A 21,172-nucleotide genomic window follows, 5' to 3' on the forward strand; every position below is an offset into this window, starting at 1 on the left:
GATCCCTGCGCACCATACCACTGATGTACCCGAAAGAAGGTGATCTTTTCATGAAATCTGACATCCGCGTCTTTCTATGTGACAACGACAATCTCCGCTTCTTCGGTGAAGGTCCCTGCCGCCTGCTCCACCTGATCGAGGAGACCGGTTCGCTGCGGGCGGCAGCCCTCTCGATGGGGATGGCATACACAAAAGCGCTCCATCTCATGAAGCGTGCGGAAAAGAATCTTGGTTTTTCACTGACCGCCAGAACGATCGGCGGAAAAGGCGGCGGCGGGAGTGTCCTGACACCGGAAGCAAAGGAGTTTTTACATGATTATGAAACCTGGCGGAACGCCTGCATTCAGAGCAGCCGCGAGCTCTATACTCAGATCTTTTCTAAATATAGCCGAAACAACAGCGGCGCAGACGGCGCAAGAGAATTCCCTGGGAACTGATAGCGATCCGGTTCCGGTCAAAAAGCGGCATCTGATCATCACCGGAAGCCGCAGAAGTGGGAAGAGCACACTGCTGCGGGAAATTCTGACATTGCCGGATTTTCCGGCTGATACGATTTCCAGTGAAATATCTGAAAGTCTCCGGAATCCTGTCTCCGCCGACTCCTCTCTGCCCGGATCCTGCCTGCCGGTGTTTCACGGATTGCGAAGACATATCTCAGACATTCCGTTTTTGCCTGGTCAAGCCGAATCCCGCCTGCAGATGTTTCCCGGCTTTACAACACATGCTTTCAAACAGGACCGCGTTGAGCTGACTGACAATCTGACCGGAGAAACCTCGCGGATCGGAATTTACCGTCCAAAGTTCTCTTTCCATGCCTTTCCGGCAGATTCTGATTCCGGGAAATCGGCGGCTTCATCCGCTTCTTCCGGCAATCAGATGGTTCCGGATCTCAACGGTTTTCTCGGCGGCGGTCTTGCTTCCATAAAACGGGCGATCGACTCTCCCGCCGCTTTCGCCGTCATCGACGAACTCGGCTACCTTGAAAGCTCCTGCCCGGAATTCTGTGATGCCATTTTCCACCTGTTCGATACAAAGCGGGTGATCGCTGTTCTCCGCAGCCAGTCCACGCCGTTCCTCGACGCCCTGCGTGCCAGAGACGATGTCTATGTCTATGACCTTGACCATCCGGTTCTCCCCGTCGGCTGTGTGATCATGGCATCGGGGCTTGGAAAACGATTCGGGTCCAACAAACTGATGGCTGATTTTAACGGAAAACCGCTGATTACCCGGATCCTGTCCGCCACAGACGGACCGCTCTTCGCGGCACGGATCGTCGTGACGAGATCTCCGGAGGTCGAGTCTCTCTGCCGGGAGCGCGAGATTCCGGTCCTGCTCCACACGATGCCGTACCGGAACCACACGGTAAAACTCGGTCTCTCCGCGCTGTTGGGAAAAAATCCAGATCTCGCCGGATGCATATTTGCACTCGGGGACCAGCCGCTTCTTTCGCGCGAAACGATCGAAGCGATGGTATTGACATTTGCTACTCAAGCTTATCGTTCGTGCGGCGAAATTCTCCGGCTCGCATCAATGGAGCATGGAGAGGTCAAATCCCCCGGGAACCCGATCCTCTTTGATCGCCGGTATTTCAATGAGCTTCTCACACTTCCGGACAACTCCGGAGGAAATGTACTCCTGAAAAAATATCCGCAACATGTCCGTTATTTCCCGGCTGCCTCTCCGCTGGAGCTTGCAGATGCCGATACACCGGAGGAATTGGAATATCTGAAAAATTTTTAGAAGTCTCTAATGTTTTTTCTTCATGTACCACAACAAGTGAAAACACGCTTCACGAGTTTTCCCCTTGTTATCGCGACAGTCGCCAGGGTCTCGCGCAAGCGCAGACTTTGGCTCGTTGTTCGCGTAAATAAAACCGGAGATCATCCAGGACATACATTCATCCTGGATCACCTCCGGTTTCTTTTTATCATTCTATTATCTTTTTATCTCTGACCTCTACAGGTTCTTATCATCCTTCGGAAGCAGCAGGTTTAACAGGATCGCAACCAGCGCCGCCGGAACGATTCCGGAACCGCCGAAGATCAGCTGGACAGCCTGCGGTGTCTGCGCAAGAATTGCCGTGTTCGCTCCCATTCCATATCCGACACCGAGTGCGACTGACACGATCGTCAGATTTCTCGGAGTCATATGTTCCTTTGTAATCAGCTGGATTCCGCTGACAACGATCGAGGAGAACATCATGACTGCAGCGCCTCCTAAAACAGCCTGCGGCATGATGGAGATGATCGCACCAAGCTTCGGGATCAGTCCGCAAAGGATCAGAAAAACTGCTCCTGATGCCAGAGCTGTTCGGTTTACAATCTTCGTCATCGTCACAAGTCCCACATTCTGGCTGAAGGAAGTATTCGGCAGAATTCCAAATAATGCTGCAAAAGAAGAACCGATTCCGTCACAGATCACGCCGCCGGAAAGTTCTTTGTCGGTTGCCTCCCGGTCCATTCCGCCTTCAATAACGCCGGAAATATCACCGACTGTCTCAACAGCGGTCACGATAAACATGATGATGATCGGTGCGATCGCACGAACATCAAAGACCGGCCTTACCGGAAGAAATTCCGGGATACTGATCCAGCTGGCTTCCGCCACTTTATTCCAGTTTAATACCCATGCTTTTGTATATTCTGCTCCATCCGCGGTAATCCCTGAATTCGGAAGGAGCAGTCCCATAATAACCGCTGCCGCATATCCGGCAATGATCCCGATGAGGATTGCAGAGTTGCTCGCAAGACCTTTCGTCCAGTGTTTCACCATGAGGATTACGATCAGTACGAACAGCGCCAGCAGCAGATTTTCCGCCGATCCAAAGTCTTTTGCACTGCTCCCGCCGCCAAAAGAATTCACTCCGACAGAAATCAGAGACAGACCGATCGATAAAACAACGGTTCCGGTTACGACCGATGGAAAAAATTTCCGCAGCGGCTTGATAAAAGCACCGAGAACTCCCTCAAAGAGACCTCCGATGATCGACGCTCCCATGATCGCACCGTATGTTGCAACTCCGCCGCCCATTGTATCTGCGACACTCTTAAATACGCCGATGAATCCGGAGCTTGTTCCCATGATGATCGGGACTTTTCCTCCGATCGGTCCGATCGCATAGAGCTGTACCAGAGTCACAACTCCTGCGACAAACATCGCATTCTGCAGAAGGCTGACCTGCAGATGTGCAAATTCTTCACTTCCGCTGATCCCACACGCACCGCAGATGATCAGAAGCGGTGTCAGGTTGCCGACGAACATCGCAAGGACGTGCTGGAGTCCTAACGGGATCGCCTGCTTCAACGGCATTTTTCCATAAAATTCATAGGGTGCCCGGTTGGATGTGTTTTCTTCACTCATACATTTTCTCCTTTACGTAAAGTTCCGGTTCTTCTGTTATCATTCTGCCAGACAGTGAGACCGGATTCTTTTTGTTTTTTCTGCCACGATCTGCGGTCGGGTTCCCATTTCCGCAGTCTTATTAGCAGTATTTATGTAGTGCATCGTTATTATAAGCACAAGTTTGAAAGATGTAAATACGTAAATGAAAAAAATTTCATTTAAACCTTACAACAGTTGTAGAGTCAATGTTTTTATTGCTGGTATAAGCACTGGTAAATCATGGCCAAATATGCTATCCTAAATTGATCAGATACCAGGGTCAAAAGGTCGGAAATCTGATGCAAGCTTGCTTGCGAGAGGATTTTCGAACTCTTGACCCGCCAAAAACATGAATAAGTAGCCATTTTTCGTAGAAAAATGAGCGGATTATGAATGTTTTTGAGGATTGCGGGAGTGCAAAGCACGGAGCAATCCGGTATCATAGGGGGCAAAAGACCTTTTGACCCCAACATCTAGATCATTTATCACGATAACCAAGAAAGGTCTATACATACAATGGAACCATACTACTATAACCACATGGACCGGGAACGCCAGTCCGTCTACCGCGCCATGCACCAGGGACTTTTGAGTCTCGCTGACTCATTTCAGGTCCCGAAGATCGACGGTCATGCGCTGAGCGACATCTTCTTTGAACTCCGCCTGGACCACCCGGAACTCTTCTGGGCCGCAAGCTTCAAATATAAATATTACGCAGACTCTCCCAATCTGATCTTTATTCCGGAATATCTCTTCGAAAAGAGCAAGATCAAAGATCATCAGAAAGCGATGAATGCTCGGGTAGAAAAACTTGCCCGTCCGGCTGCAAAGCTTTCCGAAATCGAGAAAGAAAAATATATCCACGATTTCATCTGTGAAAACATTCATTACGATAAGCTGAAAAAGCCGTACTCCCACGAGATCATCGGTCCCCTCGGACACGGCGTCGGCGTCTGTGAGGGAATTGCCAAATCCGTCAAGATCCTCTGTGATGCTCTGGGAATCTGGTGCATGATCGCCCTGTGCGGGAATAATCCGGAAAAAGGCATCAAATACCGCCATACCTGGAATATCGTAAAGATTGGAAAAACTTATTATCACCTCGATGCAACCTTCGACAACAGCCTCGGAAAATGCTTCGAGACCGGTGCGGAGATCCGATATGACTACTTTAATCTCGATGATAAAGCCATCTTCCGTGACCATGAACCGCTGATTGCCCCGGCTCCGGCCTGCACCGACGGCGATCATTTTTACTACAAGGAGAAAAAACTCTCCTTCACAAAGCAGGAGGAAGTCTACAAACGTGCCCTGCAGACTGCAAAGAAAAACAGGACCTTCACCTTCCACTGGCGAGGCGGCTATCTGACCCGCGAAGTCTTAAAAGAGCTGATCGAACTCATCGAAAAAGCCGGAACCGAGCAGAATAAGACCGCCCACATCCAGCTAAACTGGCCCCAGGCTGTACTCAGGTTCCACTACGCTGATGATGTTTCACAGGCTGTCGTCACGATGGACGAGGCGAATGAAGGGGAAGATGGTACCATGTTATCTGACATATAAGTTATCACATAATCTCTACTTTCTTGCTAATATCCCGCGCAATATTAGCAAGAAAGTACACTACAAAAAACCGCCCGCTGCCAGCAACTTTACTGGCAACAGGCGGTTTTCGCATACCTACATATGAAATTTTTATTTTCCCGTGCTCTCCAACAGCTGTCCGATCTTCGAGACGAAGAGGTCGAACGCCACATCGTTCTTTCCGCTGTTGATCACGATATCCGCGAGAGCTCTCGTCGGCTCTACATACATGTAGTGCATCGGTTTTACGGTCGTCAGGTACTGGCTGATAATGCCTCTCAAGTCTCTGCCGCGCTCTTCCACGTCACGGACGATCCGTCTTAAAATTCGTTCATCCGCATCGGCCTCCACATATACCTTGATGTCCAGAAGATCCCTGATGCGCTCATCCGCAAGGAGCAGGATCCCTTCCACCAGGATGATCGGCCGCGGCTCGATCTTTATGATCTCGTTTGAGCGGTTGTGCTGGCTGTAATCATAGACCGGACATTCGATCGCTCTGCCGTCCTTCAATTCCTTCAAATGCTCCACCAGAAGATCCGTCTCCAACGAATCCGGATGGTCATAGTTGACCTTCACACGCTCTTCAAACGGAATTCCGTCCTGTCTGCGGTAGTAATTATCATGATAAATAACTGCCACATCGTCCCCGAAATACTGTTTGATCCTGTTCGTAAAGGTCGACTTTCCGGAGCCGGAACCTCCGGCAATTCCGATAATAACACTTTTCATTTCTGATCACCTCATAAAACGAATGTACCCGGTTCATCCCGGGTACGCTGCTATCCTACTGCACAAGACCAAATTCTTCCGGCATAAATCTCGGGCAGATATTCTCCGAAGTACAGATCACGGTCGCTGCAAGTCTTGTTCCGATCCTGCAGGAATCCTGCAGGCTCTTTCCGTAAGTCAGACCGATGCAGACACCTGAGAAGAATGCATCTCCTGCGCCTGTCGTGTCGACAACATCCACTTTTCTTGCCGGATAGATCCCGGTACTTCCGTCTTTATCCACATAGAGAGCGCCGTCCCCGCCCATGGTCACAACCATGCGGGCAATCTGCGCTGAGCGAACGCGCTCCGGAAGGACCTTCGCGAGCTCCGCCGCTGTCATGTGTTCATAATCCTCGGAAAAAAGGATCCCGGCTTCCTGCTGGTTGCAGACAAAACATGCTGTTCTGCGCAGGAAGTCCCGTCTCTCGACTGCGATCGTCATGTTGGACACGAGTGCGTAGACCTCTTTCCCATACTTTTCCGCATACGCAAATGTCTTTTTCACGATCTCCTTATCCGTGTCGATCTCGATCGCGATGCTGTCCGCGTCCTTGAAGATCTCGTCCCCATACTCATCGAGGATCTGCTCGATCGGCTTATGATCCGGTCTCTTGGAAATGGAGGCGACAACATCTCCTTCATGGTCGAAAACGGCAAGCCATGTTCCCATTCCGTTCTCAACCTTTTTCATATACTTTGTCTCAACTTTATGGCGTTTCAGCTTCTCGATCACATCATCACCCATCGCGTTGTTGTCCACAGCGCTGATGAACGTCGGCTTTAACTCGATGTTTGCGATATTCTCCGCCACATTTCTTGCTACTCCGCCATGGATCTGAATGACCGTTCCGGCATTTCTTCCCTGCGGGATATACGGGGATAAGGAATATCCCTTAATATCAATAAAAACATCTCCGATTACAACGATTCCCATCTTATATATTCTTCTCCTTTATCTCTAGCATAACACTTTCACAACATCTGGGGCAGTTTCCCATTCCGGACTGCCCCAGACAAAAATTTTTCCCTGATCTTATCTCTGTCCCTTATCATACGGGATTCCTTCCGCCTTCGGTGCTCTCGACTTCTTCGAAGAAACCGCCAGGACCAGAAGAGAAATGATATACGGAAGCCCGCGATCAGGTCTGTAGTCCGAGCTGCCTGTATTCTCCGTCGTCACCTGGTTCGATCCGCATCCGGCAAGCAGAAATGTCATCATGGACGCCGCAAGAAGCAGCGCTGCCCCTTTTTACATTTTTGCATCCTTCTTCTCCTCCGTTACTCATACTCTTTTTCCAGTCCGTGCAGGAACTGCACAGCCCCGCTGAACAGCCGCTAATATATGCGCTTTACCCAGTATAAAAGGGATTTCGGGAAAAGTAAACAGGTTTCTTCTTTCTGACGAAAAAAGGGACAGATGGATTTTTTGTCCATCTATCCCCTGCCTGTTCCGCTTTTGCTCCCGCCAGACACTCTCTGCTCTTCCAGCTCTGTCACGCCTGTGTCTGTTTTGATTTCTTCGCCATTGTATAACTTCGATCACTTCATTGTCTGATAAGGAAATTCACACGGATATAGATACTTCTCCCAAGTCATCTGACACCCAGGAGCGGCGTACGCAAAAGACTGTACTTTTCATCAACGAAGTGGTCAAGCAAATTCGTTCTCTGAAAAAGCATTACCCAAATATGGATATTCATGTAGACACTCACGGTGGTATCCGAACTGATCAAGAAGCTCTGAACAGTATCCTCTCCCTGCTTCAGATGGAAGGCATCACAATCCCGGAAAAAAATATTCACAGCATTGAATACTCCAGACCTCGCGCTGTTTTTACCTCTGCTTCTGAAATTTTTAAGATCATGAATTTCGTATCCGGCATTCATGAATGTATCTATTACGGACAAACTGCATCGCTGAAGCAGGCGATCGCACCGGAAAAATCCCATTCGGATACTGCTCTTAAAAGCAGCAATAGCGATGAACAGGAAGTTTTAGCAAATATGCAGACGATTGCGGAAGGTATTCAGCTTTGCGATGTTACAAAATTCGAAACTGGGTTAAAGAATCTTTCTGATTCTCTTCCAAAACTGGGAAAACAGAATAATTCTCTCCAGAATGTCGGTTATCTCACAATGTTCCAGGATCTGATCCGTGACAGCTATGGTCATAGTCTTCTGAATAACAAAGACCGCCGTGTTATTGATGAGATCAGATGGTGTACCGAAAAGGGCTTCATTCAGCAGGCTCTTACTCTGGTGGAGAGCAAAATGCCGGCTGTATTTCTGAAAAATGGATTTTTAATTTCTGAGAAGCAGAAAGAAGAAAAAAATGGTCAAAAAGCAGTAACTGCTTTTTCTATCTTTAATTCAAAATCAAAGGATCCAGTTCTGAGTGACGATTTTCTGAGCTATATCACCCAGAAGAATTCACCTAAAAAAGGGTGGGAATCTGCAGAAAACTATATTGTGCAGGCGGTCGGATATACGAAACGTCCTTCCAAGAAGGTCCCATTTGTACCGCTGAAAGAGCGGACCAATTATCTCGCGCTGGAGGCATATAACTCTAATCCGGTTATATCCGTCCTCAATACAAAAGATAATACGTTTCCGGTTCGCAAATATTATATCGCAGAAAATCCGAAATCCTACCGGAAGATCAATATCCTTCTCCGTCTGCATATGCAGTTAAAGGATGAACGAAATAAGACAAATCATGCCGGCAACGACAGCAACCGTCACTCTATTGCGGTCATTTGTCACGCATTGGAATCTTATGTGCAGATTTACGAGGCGATTGAAAAAGATTTAAAGGCTTGATTACTCCTTATATAAAGTCTGCGGTCCGCATCCCGCGCGGCGTACCTAGTCATCTGTAATGATCTTTGTCTTTTCGCAAGCGTATAAAAACATCCCGGTCACATTTCCCACGTGACCGGGATATTTTTATACGCCTATTCCACCTCCCTAATCTCCACCTCGCCGCCCTCCTCGCTCAGCAGCCGGTTCATCCTCGCCCGTCTGACACTCTGGCACCGATTTTCTATTCTCCCGATCACCTCTTCACTTTTCCGTACCTCCTCCTGGTACTCTCTCGTGATCCGCCGGTAGTCCTCGTCCTGAAAGACATCGTACCGTTCCGTCACGACCGGCTGCTGACCTCTGCGGAAAACAATCTCCCGCCCGACCGGCATGTGCAGCACTTCATTTACCGGGACATTCAGCCGAATACTGATGCTCTTTGCGGTATCGATATTGTTTCCGCCGAGATATACATAGCTGTCGCAGTTATCCAGGATCGTGATCGCGTCGCTCCCATACATCTGGTGGAGCTGCGCCTCCGACTGGAGAAGGATCGTCGAGGACATTCCCTTTTCCCGGAAAATCGAGATATACTCCGGAAAGTTTGCACACCGCCCGCCGGTGGCAAAATCGTCGAAGGAAATATGGACCGGCCTCTTCAACGTACCGGATGGCTTTTTCTCCGCGATCTCAAACAGCTCTTTCACCGCCTGGGAGATGAACATCTGGGCAAGAGCGTGGAGTGATTTTTTTACCGGACTTGTCGTCACGAAGATCACGCTCTTTTCGTTCGCCACATTCTGGAAATCGATAACCGGTCTTGTCTTCATCACTTTGCAGATCCTGGATGTGAACATTTTATCCATCGCAGTGTTTAATGATGTATAAATGCAGCGGGCAGTCCGATCCGGATTCTCCCGGAATGTATTCCAGTATTTTTCGATACAATACTCCGGCCGGCTGGCAGCCGCTTCTTCCATCACCTTATCGAAGCTGGTCGTGATTCCTGCATTTCCTGCTGAATAGATACCCATGCTGCTCTGAAACCGGACAACATCGGCAAAGCAGTCCTTACCAAGTGCCAGAAATGCTGCACACTCCGCAGTGAGAAGCGAGATCGCGCTGTCATCCCAGAACGGGTCCATTTTCGAGTTGCTTTTTTTCGCATTTGCGAGCACGATCGCAGATGCCAGATCTGTGATGTCCTCCTCGGTTTTTGTATATTTTAATGGGTCATAGCAGCAATTCGAATTTTCCGGCTCCGCGAAATTCAAGTCATACACAGTATATCCGGCATTTTTTAATGGATTTCTATACTTGTCGACCAGACGCCGCTTCGTCGCAACAACGATCATGTTGGAGGATCCGGCTCTCAGAAGCTCCAAAAGCTCCGGCTCCAGGATGGAAACCGTTTTTCCGCATCCGGAACCGCCGACGATCACGCGGTTATTGTTGACTCCTGTGATTTTGCTGTCCGCGCTGTAGGAACAGTTCTTTCCTAAAATAACTCGTTCTTTTTTCATATACGCATACCTCCAAACTATGTAACAGAATTTTAAACTGCATCTTTACTGCACCGGCCTGTACACTCCCCCTGCACGTGCCTTTTTGCGCCGCAGCAGTTCACAGTCTCATGTTTTCTCAGACGTGGATCAAAACCATCCCGCATCTGCTGCACCGATGGCTTTGCCTTCTATCTCCGGGCAAATCTTATTTCCTTGTACTATGGAATCCCAGATAACTCCGGCGAGGAGCATTTACAGAATCGGTTCCAGGATCTTCTCAAATCCTACGATCTCATCGCACAGTCCGAATTCGACGCTTTCCTCCGGGCTGAAAAAATGGTCGTAGGCAGTTGCTTTTTCGATCTCCTCCTCACTCCTTTTTGTGTGCTTTGCAAGAAGACGGTTGATCCGCCCCTTCATCTCCAAAAGTCCCTCCGAGATGGAACGGATCGAGGACGAATTCCCGGCAACCTGCTGCCCAAGCATCGGTTCATGGATCATCATCTCCCCATGCGGCAAGATATATCTTCCATGCGATCCGCACGCAACGATCACGGCCGCCATGCTGTACGCATGTCCGATGCAGTAGAGCTCGACCGGTGCCCGGCTTCCCTGAATCGCATCGTAGATCATGAGACCGGAGCTGATCTCCCCACCAGCACTGTTGACCAGGACACGGATCGCCTTCTCCGTGCTCTCCTGATTCAGGATCAGGATCTGACGGACAAACTCCCCCGCACTGCCCGCATCGATCTTTCCCTCCAGAAAGATCAGCCGATTTGACAGCAGTCTGGAATCTGCCGAAACCTGTGTGATACCGCCTGCGCTTTTCAGTAATGTGTTCATATGCGTCCTCCTTCATATCGTAAAGTGTGTTTTCTGTTATGCTCTGTGATTCTTATTCTATGCTCAGGCTCTCACAATTTTTGGACACAAAAAGGCAGGGGCAGATGAAACACGATTGCTTCATCTGCCCCTGCCTGTGATATTTTTATTATGATGTCTTACATATCAGTTTGCTCTTCCCTATTTCGTCTGCACCACTCCATTGACCGTCCATGCACCGTCTGCGTTCACGGCACTGCCATCAATGACAGTATTTCTCAGCAGTTTTCCGCGGTAGCCATCGGAAACCGGGTTGAAATAGTAACATCTCTTAACACCATTTGCATCCGGGATCCATAACCATCCGGTCTGCATTTTACCTTTGGTGTTGTCAGAGATCGGATTCAGGTAGTAAATGTTGCCATCCGGATCAGTCTGTGATGTTTTATTCTTTATGACTCTTGATTCCACTATTTTATCTATTGGTTCGCATTTCTTGTTTTGCCCAATTTATCATGAAATTTTATATCATTCGCACCTTAAGACTGCAAGACTATTGATCTCCCATTTCCCGGAAAATTGCTCAGACCACACCGCACGGGCGATTCTTCTGTTAGTGGGAGTTTTTACAGCACATAGCAATCATACCGAATTGCCTTCCCCTTCAATGTATAAGAAGGCTCTCTGCCTGCAAGACATTCACTTTTCAATGGCCGCTTAACGATAATTCTGGACGGACCGACTTTTAGTGCCGCATCAAAAAGATCTGTTTCCTCCGAGCATGGCGGCTCCAGCTTCTGGATCAGCTGAAGTTTTTTATTGATCAGACTGGATTTTTGTCTCGCAGGAAACATCGGATCCAGATAAATCACATCTACCGGATCCAAAAGCTTTGACATGCATTCCACACTATCTGCCTCCACTACTTTCATGCGGCCGGCGATATCCTTTAAAATCTGATTCTTTTTTGCACGACGGATGGCATCCTTCAGAAGTGCAGCGACCACCGGATTCTGCTCATATAATGTCACCTCATACCCCTGTGCAGCCAGTAAAAAAGCATCCTCTCCCATACCTGCAGTGGCATCAATTGCTTTCCGCCCTTCTTTCTCGGAGCTTGCCGCCTTTACCAGCATCTCATGCTGCAGTCTTCCATTGGTGACTCTATGCATCATTGTCTCCGCAAAGTCTCCCTGATAAGTCAACCCGAATCCTGACAGTGACACTCCCTTGGAATCAAAATGAATCGTCAGATATTCTCCTGGCTTATCCACGATCGGCGCTCCTGTTTTTCTGGCAAAAGACTCTGCCATATCTCTCTGCCCACCTTTTCCGAGGCAGACTACGATCTTGTTGTTCATTTTATTGTTCTCTCTTTCGCTTTCTAGTGAACCTCATTTGCAACTGGAATACTGCTGATTTTTTTCATCTGCCATCATAATCTTTTCCATGTCAAAAAATGTGCGTAATTATAAACTTCCTCCAAAGGATCTGGAAAAGCTCCAAATTCAATAATGGAGCGGGATTCTAAGAAATCCCACCCCAACTATCGGCATAGAACCACCGCAACACAGTGCCAAAGTTCCGCCATCTGTGTCAATATCAGCGGTCCTTCCGATTTCAGCCTATATGTGATCCCACACGCTTCTAGTTCTTTGCAGAACATCTCAAAATAGTCCGGCTCTTCCCATTACCGTAATATCCAGGGAAATATATTGTCATCCAACCGGATTTCTCTCAGGTCTTCTTTATAACTTGCTTCCATAGTTCTCTAATTCATGAAAGATTCCCATGACATAGACCGTTCTTATATCTTCATTTACCCGATAAATCATAAGCTATGCCATGCCCGGTATTTTTGCCTTCCGGTATTCCTTTTTTCGAAGCACATAATCGATACATGCTGGAAATTGCCATGGATCTTCTTCCAGACGATCATAAATTTCTTCGATTCCCGAAAGAAGATGTTTGGCTGCCTGATCGCTTTTCAACGGATTCAACAGATTAGCCAGCAACTGATCCAAATGTTCAGATGCCTTCTGCGCAATTTCCAGTTTATAACCCATATTTCTCCCTCATGGATGCAAGCTGCTTTCTCGCATTCATCGTCTGCCCCGCTTCTATCTGGCTCTCCGACTCCTCCAGCTCCTTATAAACTTTTGACAACTTCATCATCCGTTCATAGTTTTCCATACTCATGAGCACCATGTCACCATACCCATTTTTCGTAATAAAGATTGGTTCTTTTGTAGAATGACACATTTCTGAAATTTCTGAAGTGTTTTTTAAATGACTAATTGGAACAATTTGCGGCATAAAAGCACCTCCTTTATGTAGTTTAATTGTACCATAATTATACCATGTATGCAATTTTATATTATTTCATTGGGTATGTGATAAACTTCCATTGTTCATTTGGAACACCTCCTCTGGTTTTGAGTTTGGCTTGCGACATCATATTGCAGGAGGCTTTATTTAGTTGTCCTCACCGACTGCACTTATTCCATTCTCCCAAGAACAGCTGAAAGCTTAAGTTTTTCATTTAGATGTAGAGAAAAATTGTCTCAACTCACAATCCACAAGAAGGCTGACTTTGAGGGCGGCAGAAAAGTCGATTACCTGATTTTTGTTTTAACTCACAGCCCCGCAAGGGGGCTGACTATTCAGCGTTCCTATACCAAGCCAAAGTGTTCGTTACAATACGACGAATAATTTCAACACAAAGCAAACAATCTCAGTTACTTTTTTGAAAACAAAAAAGCGACTGAATAAATCAATCGCCTTTTTACATAAGCAAATATATAATAATGTTTTTCAACTCACAGACTTTCATCTGACAATTAACAAAGGGTGCAGAAATATATTCCCGCATCCTCTGTTAACAATAGTATTTTATTCAAACTCGGCAAGTCCAAAGATGTTCTTAAATATATTTGTTTAAGTTTTGTATCTTTTTTGCCGTTATTTTATTTCTGTTACATATATTATTTTGGCTCACTGATTTTCTGTTGCCAATTTGTTGCCACTTCATTATAATCATCAAAAAACTATTTGGCAACTCTTTTTTATTGGTGAACATATTACTCATTAATGCATGATAAAATACTATTCATTTTTGAAGTTCTTAGCACTGCATTTTACCATCCCAAAAGTAAAATTATCCCGTATTTCATAATAAACTACAAGAAATAATATATAGATCTAGCATATTTATTATTTGTATTGATATTTCTGTTCTCGTTTACGGAAAGCATCCTCTCCCCCTTCCATAATTTCACAAATTCCTTCTCTAATAAGTTTTTCCTCAATACAGCCTGCCTTTTTATTTTTTCTAAAAGTAACTTTTCCCTGATTATTACGTTCAAGAACAATAATCCCCTCTGCATCCCCCAATACTGGAATGTTAGGATTGTGTGTAACAATAATAATTTGACGTTTGCTTTTCATCTTTCTTATAGATTTTACAACAAGTGAGTAGATAAGACTATTATCCAGATCATCTTCCGGCTGATCAATAATCAGTGGATTTTCACCACTATTTAATATAAATGCAAGAATAGCTGCACTCTTCTGCCCAGGTGAACCTTCATTAATATCTATTTCTCCATTTTCATCTATAATTTTAATTTGCAATTTATCCTCTGGAAGAACTTTTACAATTGAACTCAGTGTATCATTTTTATATTTATTAATAGCCTTATTTTTCAGTTTATTACTATACTCTCTAACATCTTCATCATTTCTCACTTCAATAGCTGAGAACGAAAGAAATTCCTTATATTTTCTAATTGCATTTTCTGTACTTTTACCGAGTCCCTTATTGGATGCAAAATGAGCAGGTATTACAAATATTTTTTCCTTTAATTCCATACATAATGTTTTCAATTTATCTTCAGATACATTAACAGTCGTATCAGCCCAATCTTTTCTTGCTAATCCTAGATATTGTACAACTGCATCTTCAATTTCAGTTACAGACATCTTATTATCATCAAAAATGATGAGAAAATGTGTAAAATCTGATGAAACACAAAGTTCTATTCCATAGAATATCTTAAATTTTTCATCTTCAAATTCTGTCTTTATTTCTTCTATCTTTCTAACCCAACCAACTGAATTATGATCGCTTACTACAACTGCATTAAGCCCTGAATCCTTAGCAGCCTTTAACCACTCTTTTGGTGTCACTTTTTTGTCCGGAAAGCACCTACTTTCCGGCGTATGAGTATGAAAATCTATTTTATACCATTTTGCTAATGCCATATGCTTCTCCTTCTCATTTATACAAGATAGCTATCTATGCCTGTTTTGTTGTTACCGGGAGAATCTGCTGATTTGCTAAGAAATATATGGGAAGTGCTGTCCATAGGCCGGTAAAACCTATGAGATTACTCAGGAACTTCAGCGTCTTTTTCATCTGACTTCCACTCCAGTTCAGCTAAGATTTTATATTTGTGATACCAGTCTATGGTGTACTGGATCTCATCCATTTCCTTTGCAGTCAGTATGTAATAATTGAATATTTTCTTCATGGCGTACCTCCTCTTTCCTCTAAGAATATTATGTAAGAAGTGCTTGGGAAAAAGTGGAATTTTTACCCTTATGACCAACTTTTTATCCATATAAATCCTGATGACTATCCGACCTTCTCTTACATTACCATTGAAAATAAGCAAGGCGAAAATGCACTGCCTATCCATACATACAGAGAAAGAAAAAAGCGCAAGCTTCTCGCCTGCGCCTTTTCTAATAAAAACTAATCATCATTCTATTTTTCTCGTTTTGCTTGCCAGGAACCGTCTCATGATATCTATCATCTTTTTCCCGTCCATCGGTTTCACCAGATGAGCGTTCAGACCGACCTCTATGCTTCCTCTTATATCCTTCTCAAACGCATTCGCCCTCATAGCAATAATCGGTATCGTTGCGGCATCCGCCCGGCATCTTTTTTATCATCCGATCTAAAGTATATATTTTCTTTTCCAGGTCATCCTTTCGCCTGATAAATTCTGCCATATCCGAGCACATACTGATAAGGACCATTTTTCCGGATTGTATTTTGATGACCTTCCCTTCATCAATTGTCCATATCCAGGTCCCATCCTTTTTTCGCATTCGATGAACGCTGTGATATATAGAACCTTCACAAGAATCGCATTCGATATCCTGAAATACCTGAGCTTTATCATCCGGATGAATGATATCAAGGATTTTTCCAGAAATACCCTCTATCAGGTCATTCGTATCATCATATCCCAGCATATGCGCCATTTTTTTATTTGCACAGTAAAGTGGATATCCGTCTTCGTAATAGATACCAATCACGCCATATTTTTCTTCATCATATGCAAAATCCGCAAATAGCAGCCCGATTTCTTTCTCTGATATTATACACACGCGCTTGATCCCTCCTCCCATTTTATCTTTATTCCGTACACCTCACTGCCACTCGCGCTCTTCCGCCTTTTGTGCAAGTAAAAAGTGTTAAATCCCATTCTCCTGTTTCCATTGCTCCAATATTATGTTCATCGATAGTCTCTATTTCAGAGACCTCATATAAAAACATATTCCCAACTGTGTCGCTGAATCTCACCTCATCACCCAATTTTAAATGTTTAATCCCCGAAAAATGAGTTCGATAATTGTGTCCGGCAATAATAAGATTATTCAGGTACGCAGAGCCACTATAACGACACGGTGCCTTTTTTAGCTTTTCATCACTCCATTCACTAATAACTGGAAATTTCAATCCTAATGATGGAATTTCAAGCGTTCCAATACACTCTTGACCATTTATTTCTACTGTTGGCATTTCCATCTCTGGGTTCTTCTTGTATTCCGGAACAAGTTCCTCACTTTCTGAAGTAAGCCGTTCTGGCAGTTCTGCTTCCAATGACTCCATCTGAATCACCATATTTTCTGCCGTCTCTCCAGCTTTCCTTTCTTCCCTTACGTTACATATCATGAGAAACACCGCCGCCGCAATCATAATTAGGCCAGTTCCTACTAAAAATTTGCTTTTCATGATAGCCTCTTTTATGTTTCATTTTTTAAAAAGGGAGACCGCATAGTATCTCAAATATACGATCTCCCTATCTGCATTTTATTTACTTCTCACGTTTCTTCAATGACCGTCCTGCGAAAATCAACGCACCGCCAGCCATCATTAAAAGCCATACCGGCCACCAGGTCTGACCAGTCTGCGGAAGTTTTGTTTCATCCGTTTCTACGTTCTCAGAGGTTGCTTCAGTATTTTCAGTTGTTGTCTCTGTAGCCTTCGTTTCTTCTGTATTATCTGCTGTTTGATCTGTCTCCGTTGTATTCGTTGATGTAGTGTTTGTTATTACAGTCTGACTCTTCTTTGTTGAGCTTGAAGAACCTGAGTCATCAGAATCATCAGAAGAATCGGATCTGCCGGCATTACTTGGCGTCTGCTTTTCTGCATTACTTGGAGACTGAACAGGAGTTGTTGGCTTGTCCGGAGTGCTTGGAGTTCCTGGATTATCCGGTTTTCCAGGGTTTACCGGCTGATCCGGAGATCCAGATCCACCTTTTTCGTACAATAACGCAAATGGAGAGAATGATTCAACCGAGAACTTGATAAAGTCTACCCCATCAATCGTAACTTTTTCGCATTCCAGTTCTTCTGGAATGTTCGTTGTCAGCAGATCATTGATATCCGCATCACTTTCACGATCGAGTCCCTTAAAATGAATGATGTGGAACTCAGAGTCTGCTTTCGCATCATCCGGAACCGGCCAGTATAAGTTTACTTTCTGTCCATTCTCCATCGTAACATACGCATTACCATTATGGGTATCTACCAGATCAAGATAGCGGAACTGATATGTATATTTTCCATCCGCATTTTTATTCTGGTTGATATAAGCAGTCAGCAGCGAATCATCCAGACTGTGATCCACCAGTAAACGTACACCTGCCGGATCTGCGCTCACGTTTAAATCATTGACATAATACTGTGTGTTGTCCTGTGCTGTACCTGCAAGCATATAGCCCTTGTTCGCGGGATCTACCGTCGGAACAGTATTGGAAATTTCACGGTAAGTCTGGTCTGTATTACCACGGACCTTCAAGGTTCCTGTTCCTAACTTAATTGGGCGTGTCAATGTTCTTCCATCTGTCGTCGTAAACGTTGCCTTGTAAATTGCTTCATCAAGCTGTCCCGGATAAAAGCTGATTTTATAATTACGGAACTGATCTGTCAGCAATGCTTTAAAATCCGAATCTACCATAACAGAACCATCCGCACCTGTAAACTGCACACGGGCCGGAACAGTATCCTGCGTATCATTGATCTTACTGGAAAGCAGCTTGTAGATATAAACTCTTCGTCCGTTCTCCATGATATGGCTCATCGTTTCATCGCCATACTGTTCGAGTTTCCAGCTTCTGGTCGTTCCGTTTTCATCATCGTATGTCAAACTCAGTTTATCGCTCAAATCCACTGGATCATCCAGAGTACTGCCAAGCATTGTATTCACATCATCCGGCAATGTCAGGTAAAATCCGATCTCCGGCAGGTCATTATCGGCAAATTCGCCATCTTCTCCTATTACTCCATGATAACCGTCACCACCAACATAGATCGTGATATCCATTGGTGAAATTGTAACGGAATAGGCTTCATCTGTTTTCCACTGCGCATATACGGTCATGGTCTTTGTAACGTCTGTTGTTGCAGTAAACGCATCACCTGTGCCGTCAGCTTTCGTGTTCCATCCCTCAAAGGTATAGCCCTCACGGGTCGGCTCTATTGCTGGTAAGTCAAAGTGATTAACAACACCAGCCTGTTTTTCCTGGGATTCAATACGCGGTGCAGCTTCGGTATCACCGCCATTTTTATCGAAAATCACAGAAACTCCCGTAGCTACCTGCCACATATAGTGATCATCTGTATTGGCCGCATCTTTCGTGCGAAGAAGGAACAATTCATTCTGTAAAGCATCTTCATTTCCAAGTAAGAATACACTCTGCGCTGGAATATCATTATCCTTTTTTGTCAGAATGTAGTTATCACCAAGAATCGGTGCCTGTAAACTGCTCCAGTCATCACGTTTTACCGTATTTACAATAGTGCTTCCTTCGGCAAGTTTACTGATCCGCAGCGGAATTGTTCCAATATTGTAGTTCTTGCCGCTCTGTACTACCGGCAGGCGAAGTTCCGCATTATTTCCGATGTATGCGCCATTAAACCATGCAGGTTTCATTAAGGCCATCAGACCAGAAGATGAAACATCACCCGTGACTCTTGTAGTTCCATGGGAAATATACTGTCCGTCAGAACCAACTTCCATTGTTCCTGCGACGTCTGTATCATAGTTTCCACCATCAGCTTCATCATAAAACTGTTCCCATGTGCCATTGATGACTGCGTTACCTTCCAGTTCAACGATATCGTCTTCTGTCTTGAGACTGCTTCCGGCATCGACTGTCAGATCACCAGCTAACCATAGACCATGCAGGGTGACATCAGAATTATCTGTTACTGAAACTCCTGTTGCTGACTGAATAAATGGGATTTCTGCGTTGCACGCAGTTAATGTAACGTTCGGTGCATTGGTAGGTGCCGAAGTGTAATTGGTAGTAGAAAGCACACCAGTACGAATCTTTGGACTTCCCGCAATTGTAATCTGCGAGTTATCATTAAGTTCCTTGTAATTCGTCAATTGGATGATATTCATGTCACCGCCATCTACGTTGACTACACATGAACCATCGACCGTACTTTTATAATTTGCTAAAATATCACCTTCATCGTAATCAGGATCTTCATAATAACTATTTTTCAGTTCGACATTTGTAGCATTGATGGTAACATTGCCTTTAACATCAGAAGAATTCGATGCCCCAGTGATATTTTCAATATGAGAGCCATGGACATTAATTGTGATATCTCCTCCTACATTTCCACGAAGAGCACCATAAATTTCTGGAGCATCATCAGAAGGTGTTGATCCTTTATCCCAGCCCCAGACATTTTCGTAAGTATCGATTGTAATATCTCCGCCAACTGTGTAATTGCCAACTGCACCAGGCATTGTTGCAAATCGGTTTCCCGCGCCTACGATCGGCCAGTTTCCATTTAATCTTAAAGTGCGGTCTGTATTCTCATACTTCTTTGCTCCGGCAATAATATGCAGATCACCACGAATGATCGACTTGTCTACAAATTCCTGTGTTCCACAGATTTCATTGGCTCTGCCGGAACGAATATCCAGAGTCACATTTCCTCTCATCTCACAGCCATAAGTGCCCTCAATCGCCGGAGTGGTTTTTGCATTTTGATTATCGTAAACTAATGTCGCATCACCACCAACATATACATCCGGACTGTTATTTGCATCACCACTGGTGCCATCCCCCTTTACACATCCCGGATTAAGATGATTTCCTCCCTGCATCTCAAGATTGCCGGTAATCTCCAGATAGGTGTCACCTTCAACGGAACCCTGATACGAGCCTCCAATAACATCGTGTAAACCACCATAATTCGTAGGATTGATATATCCGCTTGCGGCAACAACAACATGCGTACTGGATACCGTAGTCGTATAACCGCCACCATACAGTGTGCCCGTTAAATGGATTTCGCCGTTTTCGGTGAAAATCGTCCTGTAACCGTTACAATACAATTCATCCCCAGTTACGTTTACATTATCAAATGTACATTCACCAGTCAGGATACCTCTGTTTAGAAAATTGAGTTTATGTTTTGTATCTCCCTCACTGGATACTGTGACGTGTTTCCCATCTACACCAAATTCCGTAATATACGAATCTTCTGATGTATGAGGTACTGTGACATCGCTCGTTAATTCAATCACCGCTTCTGTATTCCCACTATCCGTCGCGATCTGGTTCAATGCCTCAGCAAGTTTATCCGTCGTTCCAACCTCATAAACCTCCCCACTGTTCTCCGCATACGTCGATATCTCCGTCTTTGCCGCCGCGAAATTCACAGCTGGTTTTCCATTACTTCCCGTAGCCACGATCTGATCCGCATCACTCGGCGTCGAGACCTCCTGTTTTTCCTGCGCTTCTTCAATTTTTTCCTGTCCACCGCCTTCTGCGGCCACAGCACTTCCATACATCAAAGTAAATACCATGCTGACAGACATCAAACATGCCAACAATCTTTTTTTCATAATTCACGCTCTTCTTTCTTTTGTCTGTTTAAGGATGCAGACCTGCATCCTTACTTTTCTCCATGCTCCCTATTTTTAGTGTCTCCTGGCTCTCTTTCCTCCTTTCGCGTTCCCGTTCTCTGTTTAACCGTGTTTT

General features: G+C 45.1%; 19 protein-coding genes. 4 read left to right on the plus strand and 15 right to left on the minus strand.

Features of this window, described 5'->3' with window-relative positions:
• Positions 1-50: 50 nt before the first annotated feature.
• Positions 51-437, plus strand: a complete 387-nt coding sequence (locus GPK90_RS03025) for a winged helix-turn-helix domain-containing protein (protein WP_118530094.1) — start codon at positions 51-53, stop codon at positions 435-437.
• A gap of 232 nt (positions 438-669) precedes the next feature.
• Positions 670-1,740 carry an NTP transferase domain-containing protein gene (locus GPK90_RS03030; protein WP_215702116.1) on the plus strand — a complete coding sequence of 357 codons (1,071 nt, stop codon included), beginning with the start codon at positions 670-672 and terminating at the stop codon, positions 1,738-1,740.
• A 216-nt stretch (positions 1,741-1,956) separates the two neighbouring features.
• Here GPK90_RS03030 and GPK90_RS03035 read toward each other — a convergent pair whose 3' ends face one another.
• Complete coding sequence (locus tag GPK90_RS03035; protein WP_118530098.1) at positions 1,957-3,360, minus strand: uracil-xanthine permease family protein; 1,404 nt, start codon at positions 3,358-3,360, stop codon at positions 1,957-1,959.
• A 537-nt stretch (positions 3,361-3,897) separates the two neighbouring features.
• On the opposite strand from GPK90_RS03035, the gene GPK90_RS03040 reads away from it, so the two are divergent.
• On the plus strand, positions 3,898-4,944 hold the full coding sequence (locus tag GPK90_RS03040) for a transglutaminase domain-containing protein (RefSeq protein ID WP_118321689.1): 1,047 nt from the start codon (positions 3,898-3,900) through the stop codon (positions 4,942-4,944).
• 132 nt (positions 4,945-5,076) lie between these two features.
• Here the strand turns inward: GPK90_RS03040 and udk are convergent, their stop codons facing one another.
• The 3 genes from udk to GPK90_RS19730 form a co-directional block, all read right to left on the minus strand.
• Positions 5,077-5,697, minus strand: a complete 621-nt coding sequence (udk, locus tag GPK90_RS03045) for a uridine kinase (RefSeq protein WP_118530100.1) — start codon at positions 5,695-5,697, stop codon at positions 5,077-5,079.
• 55 nt (positions 5,698-5,752) lie between these two features.
• Positions 5,753-6,673 (minus strand): carbohydrate kinase family protein, encoded by a 921-nt coding sequence (locus GPK90_RS03050; RefSeq protein WP_118297490.1) that lies wholly within the window; start codon positions 6,671-6,673, stop codon positions 5,753-5,755.
• Between the two features lie 99 nt (positions 6,674-6,772).
• Positions 6,773-6,958, minus strand: coding sequence for a YgdI/YgdR family lipoprotein (locus GPK90_RS19730; protein WP_405579226.1), 186 nt, complete (start codon positions 6,956-6,958; stop codon positions 6,773-6,775).
• A 469-nt stretch (positions 6,959-7,427) separates the two neighbouring features.
• On the opposite strand from GPK90_RS19730, the gene GPK90_RS03060 reads away from it, so the two are divergent.
• Positions 7,428-8,558 carry a TM1812 family CRISPR-associated protein gene (locus GPK90_RS03060; RefSeq protein ID WP_118530102.1) on the plus strand — a complete coding sequence of 377 codons (1,131 nt, stop codon included), beginning with the start codon at positions 7,428-7,430 and terminating at the stop codon, positions 8,556-8,558.
• A 134-nt stretch (positions 8,559-8,692) separates the two neighbouring features.
• On the opposite strand, the gene GPK90_RS03065 is transcribed toward GPK90_RS03060, so the two are convergent.
• From GPK90_RS03065 to GPK90_RS03115, 11 genes are all read right to left on the minus strand, one after another.
• Positions 8,693-10,063 (minus strand): type IV secretory system conjugative DNA transfer family protein, encoded by a 1,371-nt coding sequence (locus GPK90_RS03065; protein ID WP_215702117.1) that lies wholly within the window; start codon positions 10,061-10,063, stop codon positions 8,693-8,695.
• Between the two features lie 234 nt (positions 10,064-10,297).
• Complete coding sequence (locus GPK90_RS03070; RefSeq protein ID WP_118530106.1) at positions 10,298-10,891, minus strand: ClpP family protease; 594 nt, start codon at positions 10,889-10,891, stop codon at positions 10,298-10,300.
• Between the two features lie 180 nt (positions 10,892-11,071).
• On the minus strand, positions 11,072-11,341 hold the full coding sequence (locus GPK90_RS03075) for a hypothetical protein (protein WP_215702118.1): 270 nt from the start codon (positions 11,339-11,341) through the stop codon (positions 11,072-11,074).
• A gap of 155 nt (positions 11,342-11,496) precedes the next feature.
• Positions 11,497-12,231 (minus strand): class I SAM-dependent methyltransferase, encoded by a 735-nt coding sequence (locus GPK90_RS03080; protein ID WP_118605188.1) that lies wholly within the window; start codon positions 12,229-12,231, stop codon positions 11,497-11,499.
• A gap of 477 nt (positions 12,232-12,708) precedes the next feature.
• The gene (locus GPK90_RS03085; protein WP_215702119.1) at positions 12,709-12,936 is read right to left on the minus strand and encodes a type II toxin-antitoxin system RelE/ParE family toxin; all 228 of its coding nucleotides are present in this window, start codon (positions 12,934-12,936) and stop codon (positions 12,709-12,711) included.
• On the minus strand, positions 12,926-13,186 hold the full coding sequence (locus GPK90_RS03090) for a type II toxin-antitoxin system Phd/YefM family antitoxin (protein ID WP_118297493.1): 261 nt from the start codon (positions 13,184-13,186) through the stop codon (positions 12,926-12,928). The genes GPK90_RS03085 and GPK90_RS03090 overlap by 11 nt, the downstream gene beginning before the upstream one ends.
• An 897-nt stretch (positions 13,187-14,083) precedes the next feature.
• Entirely contained in the window at positions 14,084-15,133 is a 1,050-nt protein-coding gene (locus GPK90_RS03095; RefSeq protein WP_215702120.1) for a PHP domain-containing protein, read from the minus strand.
• 125 nt (positions 15,134-15,258) lie between these two features.
• A complete protein-coding gene (locus GPK90_RS03100; RefSeq protein WP_147353644.1) occupies positions 15,259-15,492 on the minus strand; it encodes a hypothetical protein in 234 nt (77 codons plus the stop codon).
• A gap of 265 nt (positions 15,493-15,757) precedes the next feature.
• Positions 15,758-16,267, minus strand: coding sequence for a PAS domain-containing protein (locus GPK90_RS03105; protein WP_215702121.1), 510 nt, complete (start codon positions 16,265-16,267; stop codon positions 15,758-15,760).
• Between the two features lie 28 nt (positions 16,268-16,295).
• Positions 16,296-16,895 (minus strand): sortase, encoded by a 600-nt coding sequence (locus GPK90_RS03110; RefSeq protein ID WP_215702122.1) that lies wholly within the window; start codon positions 16,893-16,895, stop codon positions 16,296-16,298.
• 82 nt (positions 16,896-16,977) lie between these two features.
• Positions 16,978-21,036, minus strand: a complete 4,059-nt coding sequence (locus tag GPK90_RS03115; RefSeq protein WP_215702123.1) for an InlB B-repeat-containing protein — start codon at positions 21,034-21,036, stop codon at positions 16,978-16,980.
• Between the last annotated feature and the right edge of the window lie 136 nt (positions 21,037-21,172).

The sequence above is a fragment of the Clostridium sp. MCC344 genome, from assembly GCF_018785365.1.
Taxonomy (GTDB): Bacteria; Bacillota; Clostridia; order Lachnospirales; family Lachnospiraceae; genus Pilosibacter.

Excerpts from the sequence above, each read along its gene's own strand:
- GPK90_RS03025 (WP_118530094.1), top strand. The coding sequence starts at position 51 with ATGAAATCTGACATCCGCGTCTTTCTATGTGACAACGACAATCTCCGC.
- GPK90_RS03050 (WP_118297490.1), bottom strand. The coding sequence starts at position 6,673 with ATGGGAATCGTTGTAATCGGAGATGTTTTTATTGATATTAAGGGATAT.
- GPK90_RS03115 (WP_215702123.1), bottom strand. The coding sequence starts at position 21,036 with ATGAAAAAAAGATTGTTGGCATGTTTGATGTCTGTCAGCATGGTATTT.
- GPK90_RS03090 (WP_118297493.1), bottom strand. The coding sequence starts at position 13,186 with ATGCCGCAAATTGTTCCAATTAGTCATTTAAAAAACACTTCAGAAATT.
- GPK90_RS03095 (WP_215702120.1), bottom strand. The coding sequence starts at position 15,133 with ATGGCATTAGCAAAATGGTATAAAATAGATTTTCATACTCATACGCCG.
- GPK90_RS03080 (WP_118605188.1), bottom strand. The coding sequence starts at position 12,231 with ATGAACAACAAGATCGTAGTCTGCCTCGGAAAAGGTGGGCAGAGAGAT.
- GPK90_RS19730 (WP_405579226.1), bottom strand. The coding sequence starts at position 6,958 with ATGATGACATTTCTGCTTGCCGGATGCGGATCGAACCAGGTGACGACG.
- GPK90_RS03085 (WP_215702119.1), bottom strand. The coding sequence starts at position 12,936 with ATGGGTTATAAACTGGAAATTGCGCAGAAGGCATCTGAACATTTGGAT.
- GPK90_RS03100 (WP_147353644.1), bottom strand. The coding sequence starts at position 15,492 with ATGGATAAAAAGTTGGTCATAAGGGTAAAAATTCCACTTTTTCCCAAG.
- udk (WP_118530100.1), bottom strand. The coding sequence starts at position 5,697 with ATGAAAAGTGTTATTATCGGAATTGCCGGAGGTTCCGGCTCCGGAAAG.
- GPK90_RS03110 (WP_215702122.1), bottom strand. The coding sequence starts at position 16,895 with ATGAAAAGCAAATTTTTAGTAGGAACTGGCCTAATTATGATTGCGGCG.
- GPK90_RS03070 (WP_118530106.1), bottom strand. The coding sequence starts at position 10,891 with ATGAACACATTACTGAAAAGCGCAGGCGGTATCACACAGGTTTCGGCA.
- GPK90_RS03060 (WP_118530102.1), top strand. The coding sequence starts at position 7,428 with ATGGATATTCATGTAGACACTCACGGTGGTATCCGAACTGATCAAGAA.
- GPK90_RS03040 (WP_118321689.1), top strand. The coding sequence starts at position 3,898 with ATGGAACCATACTACTATAACCACATGGACCGGGAACGCCAGTCCGTC.
- GPK90_RS03035 (WP_118530098.1), bottom strand. The coding sequence starts at position 3,360 with ATGAGTGAAGAAAACACATCCAACCGGGCACCCTATGAATTTTATGGA.
- GPK90_RS03065 (WP_215702117.1), bottom strand. The coding sequence starts at position 10,063 with ATGAAAAAAGAACGAGTTATTTTAGGAAAGAACTGTTCCTACAGCGCG.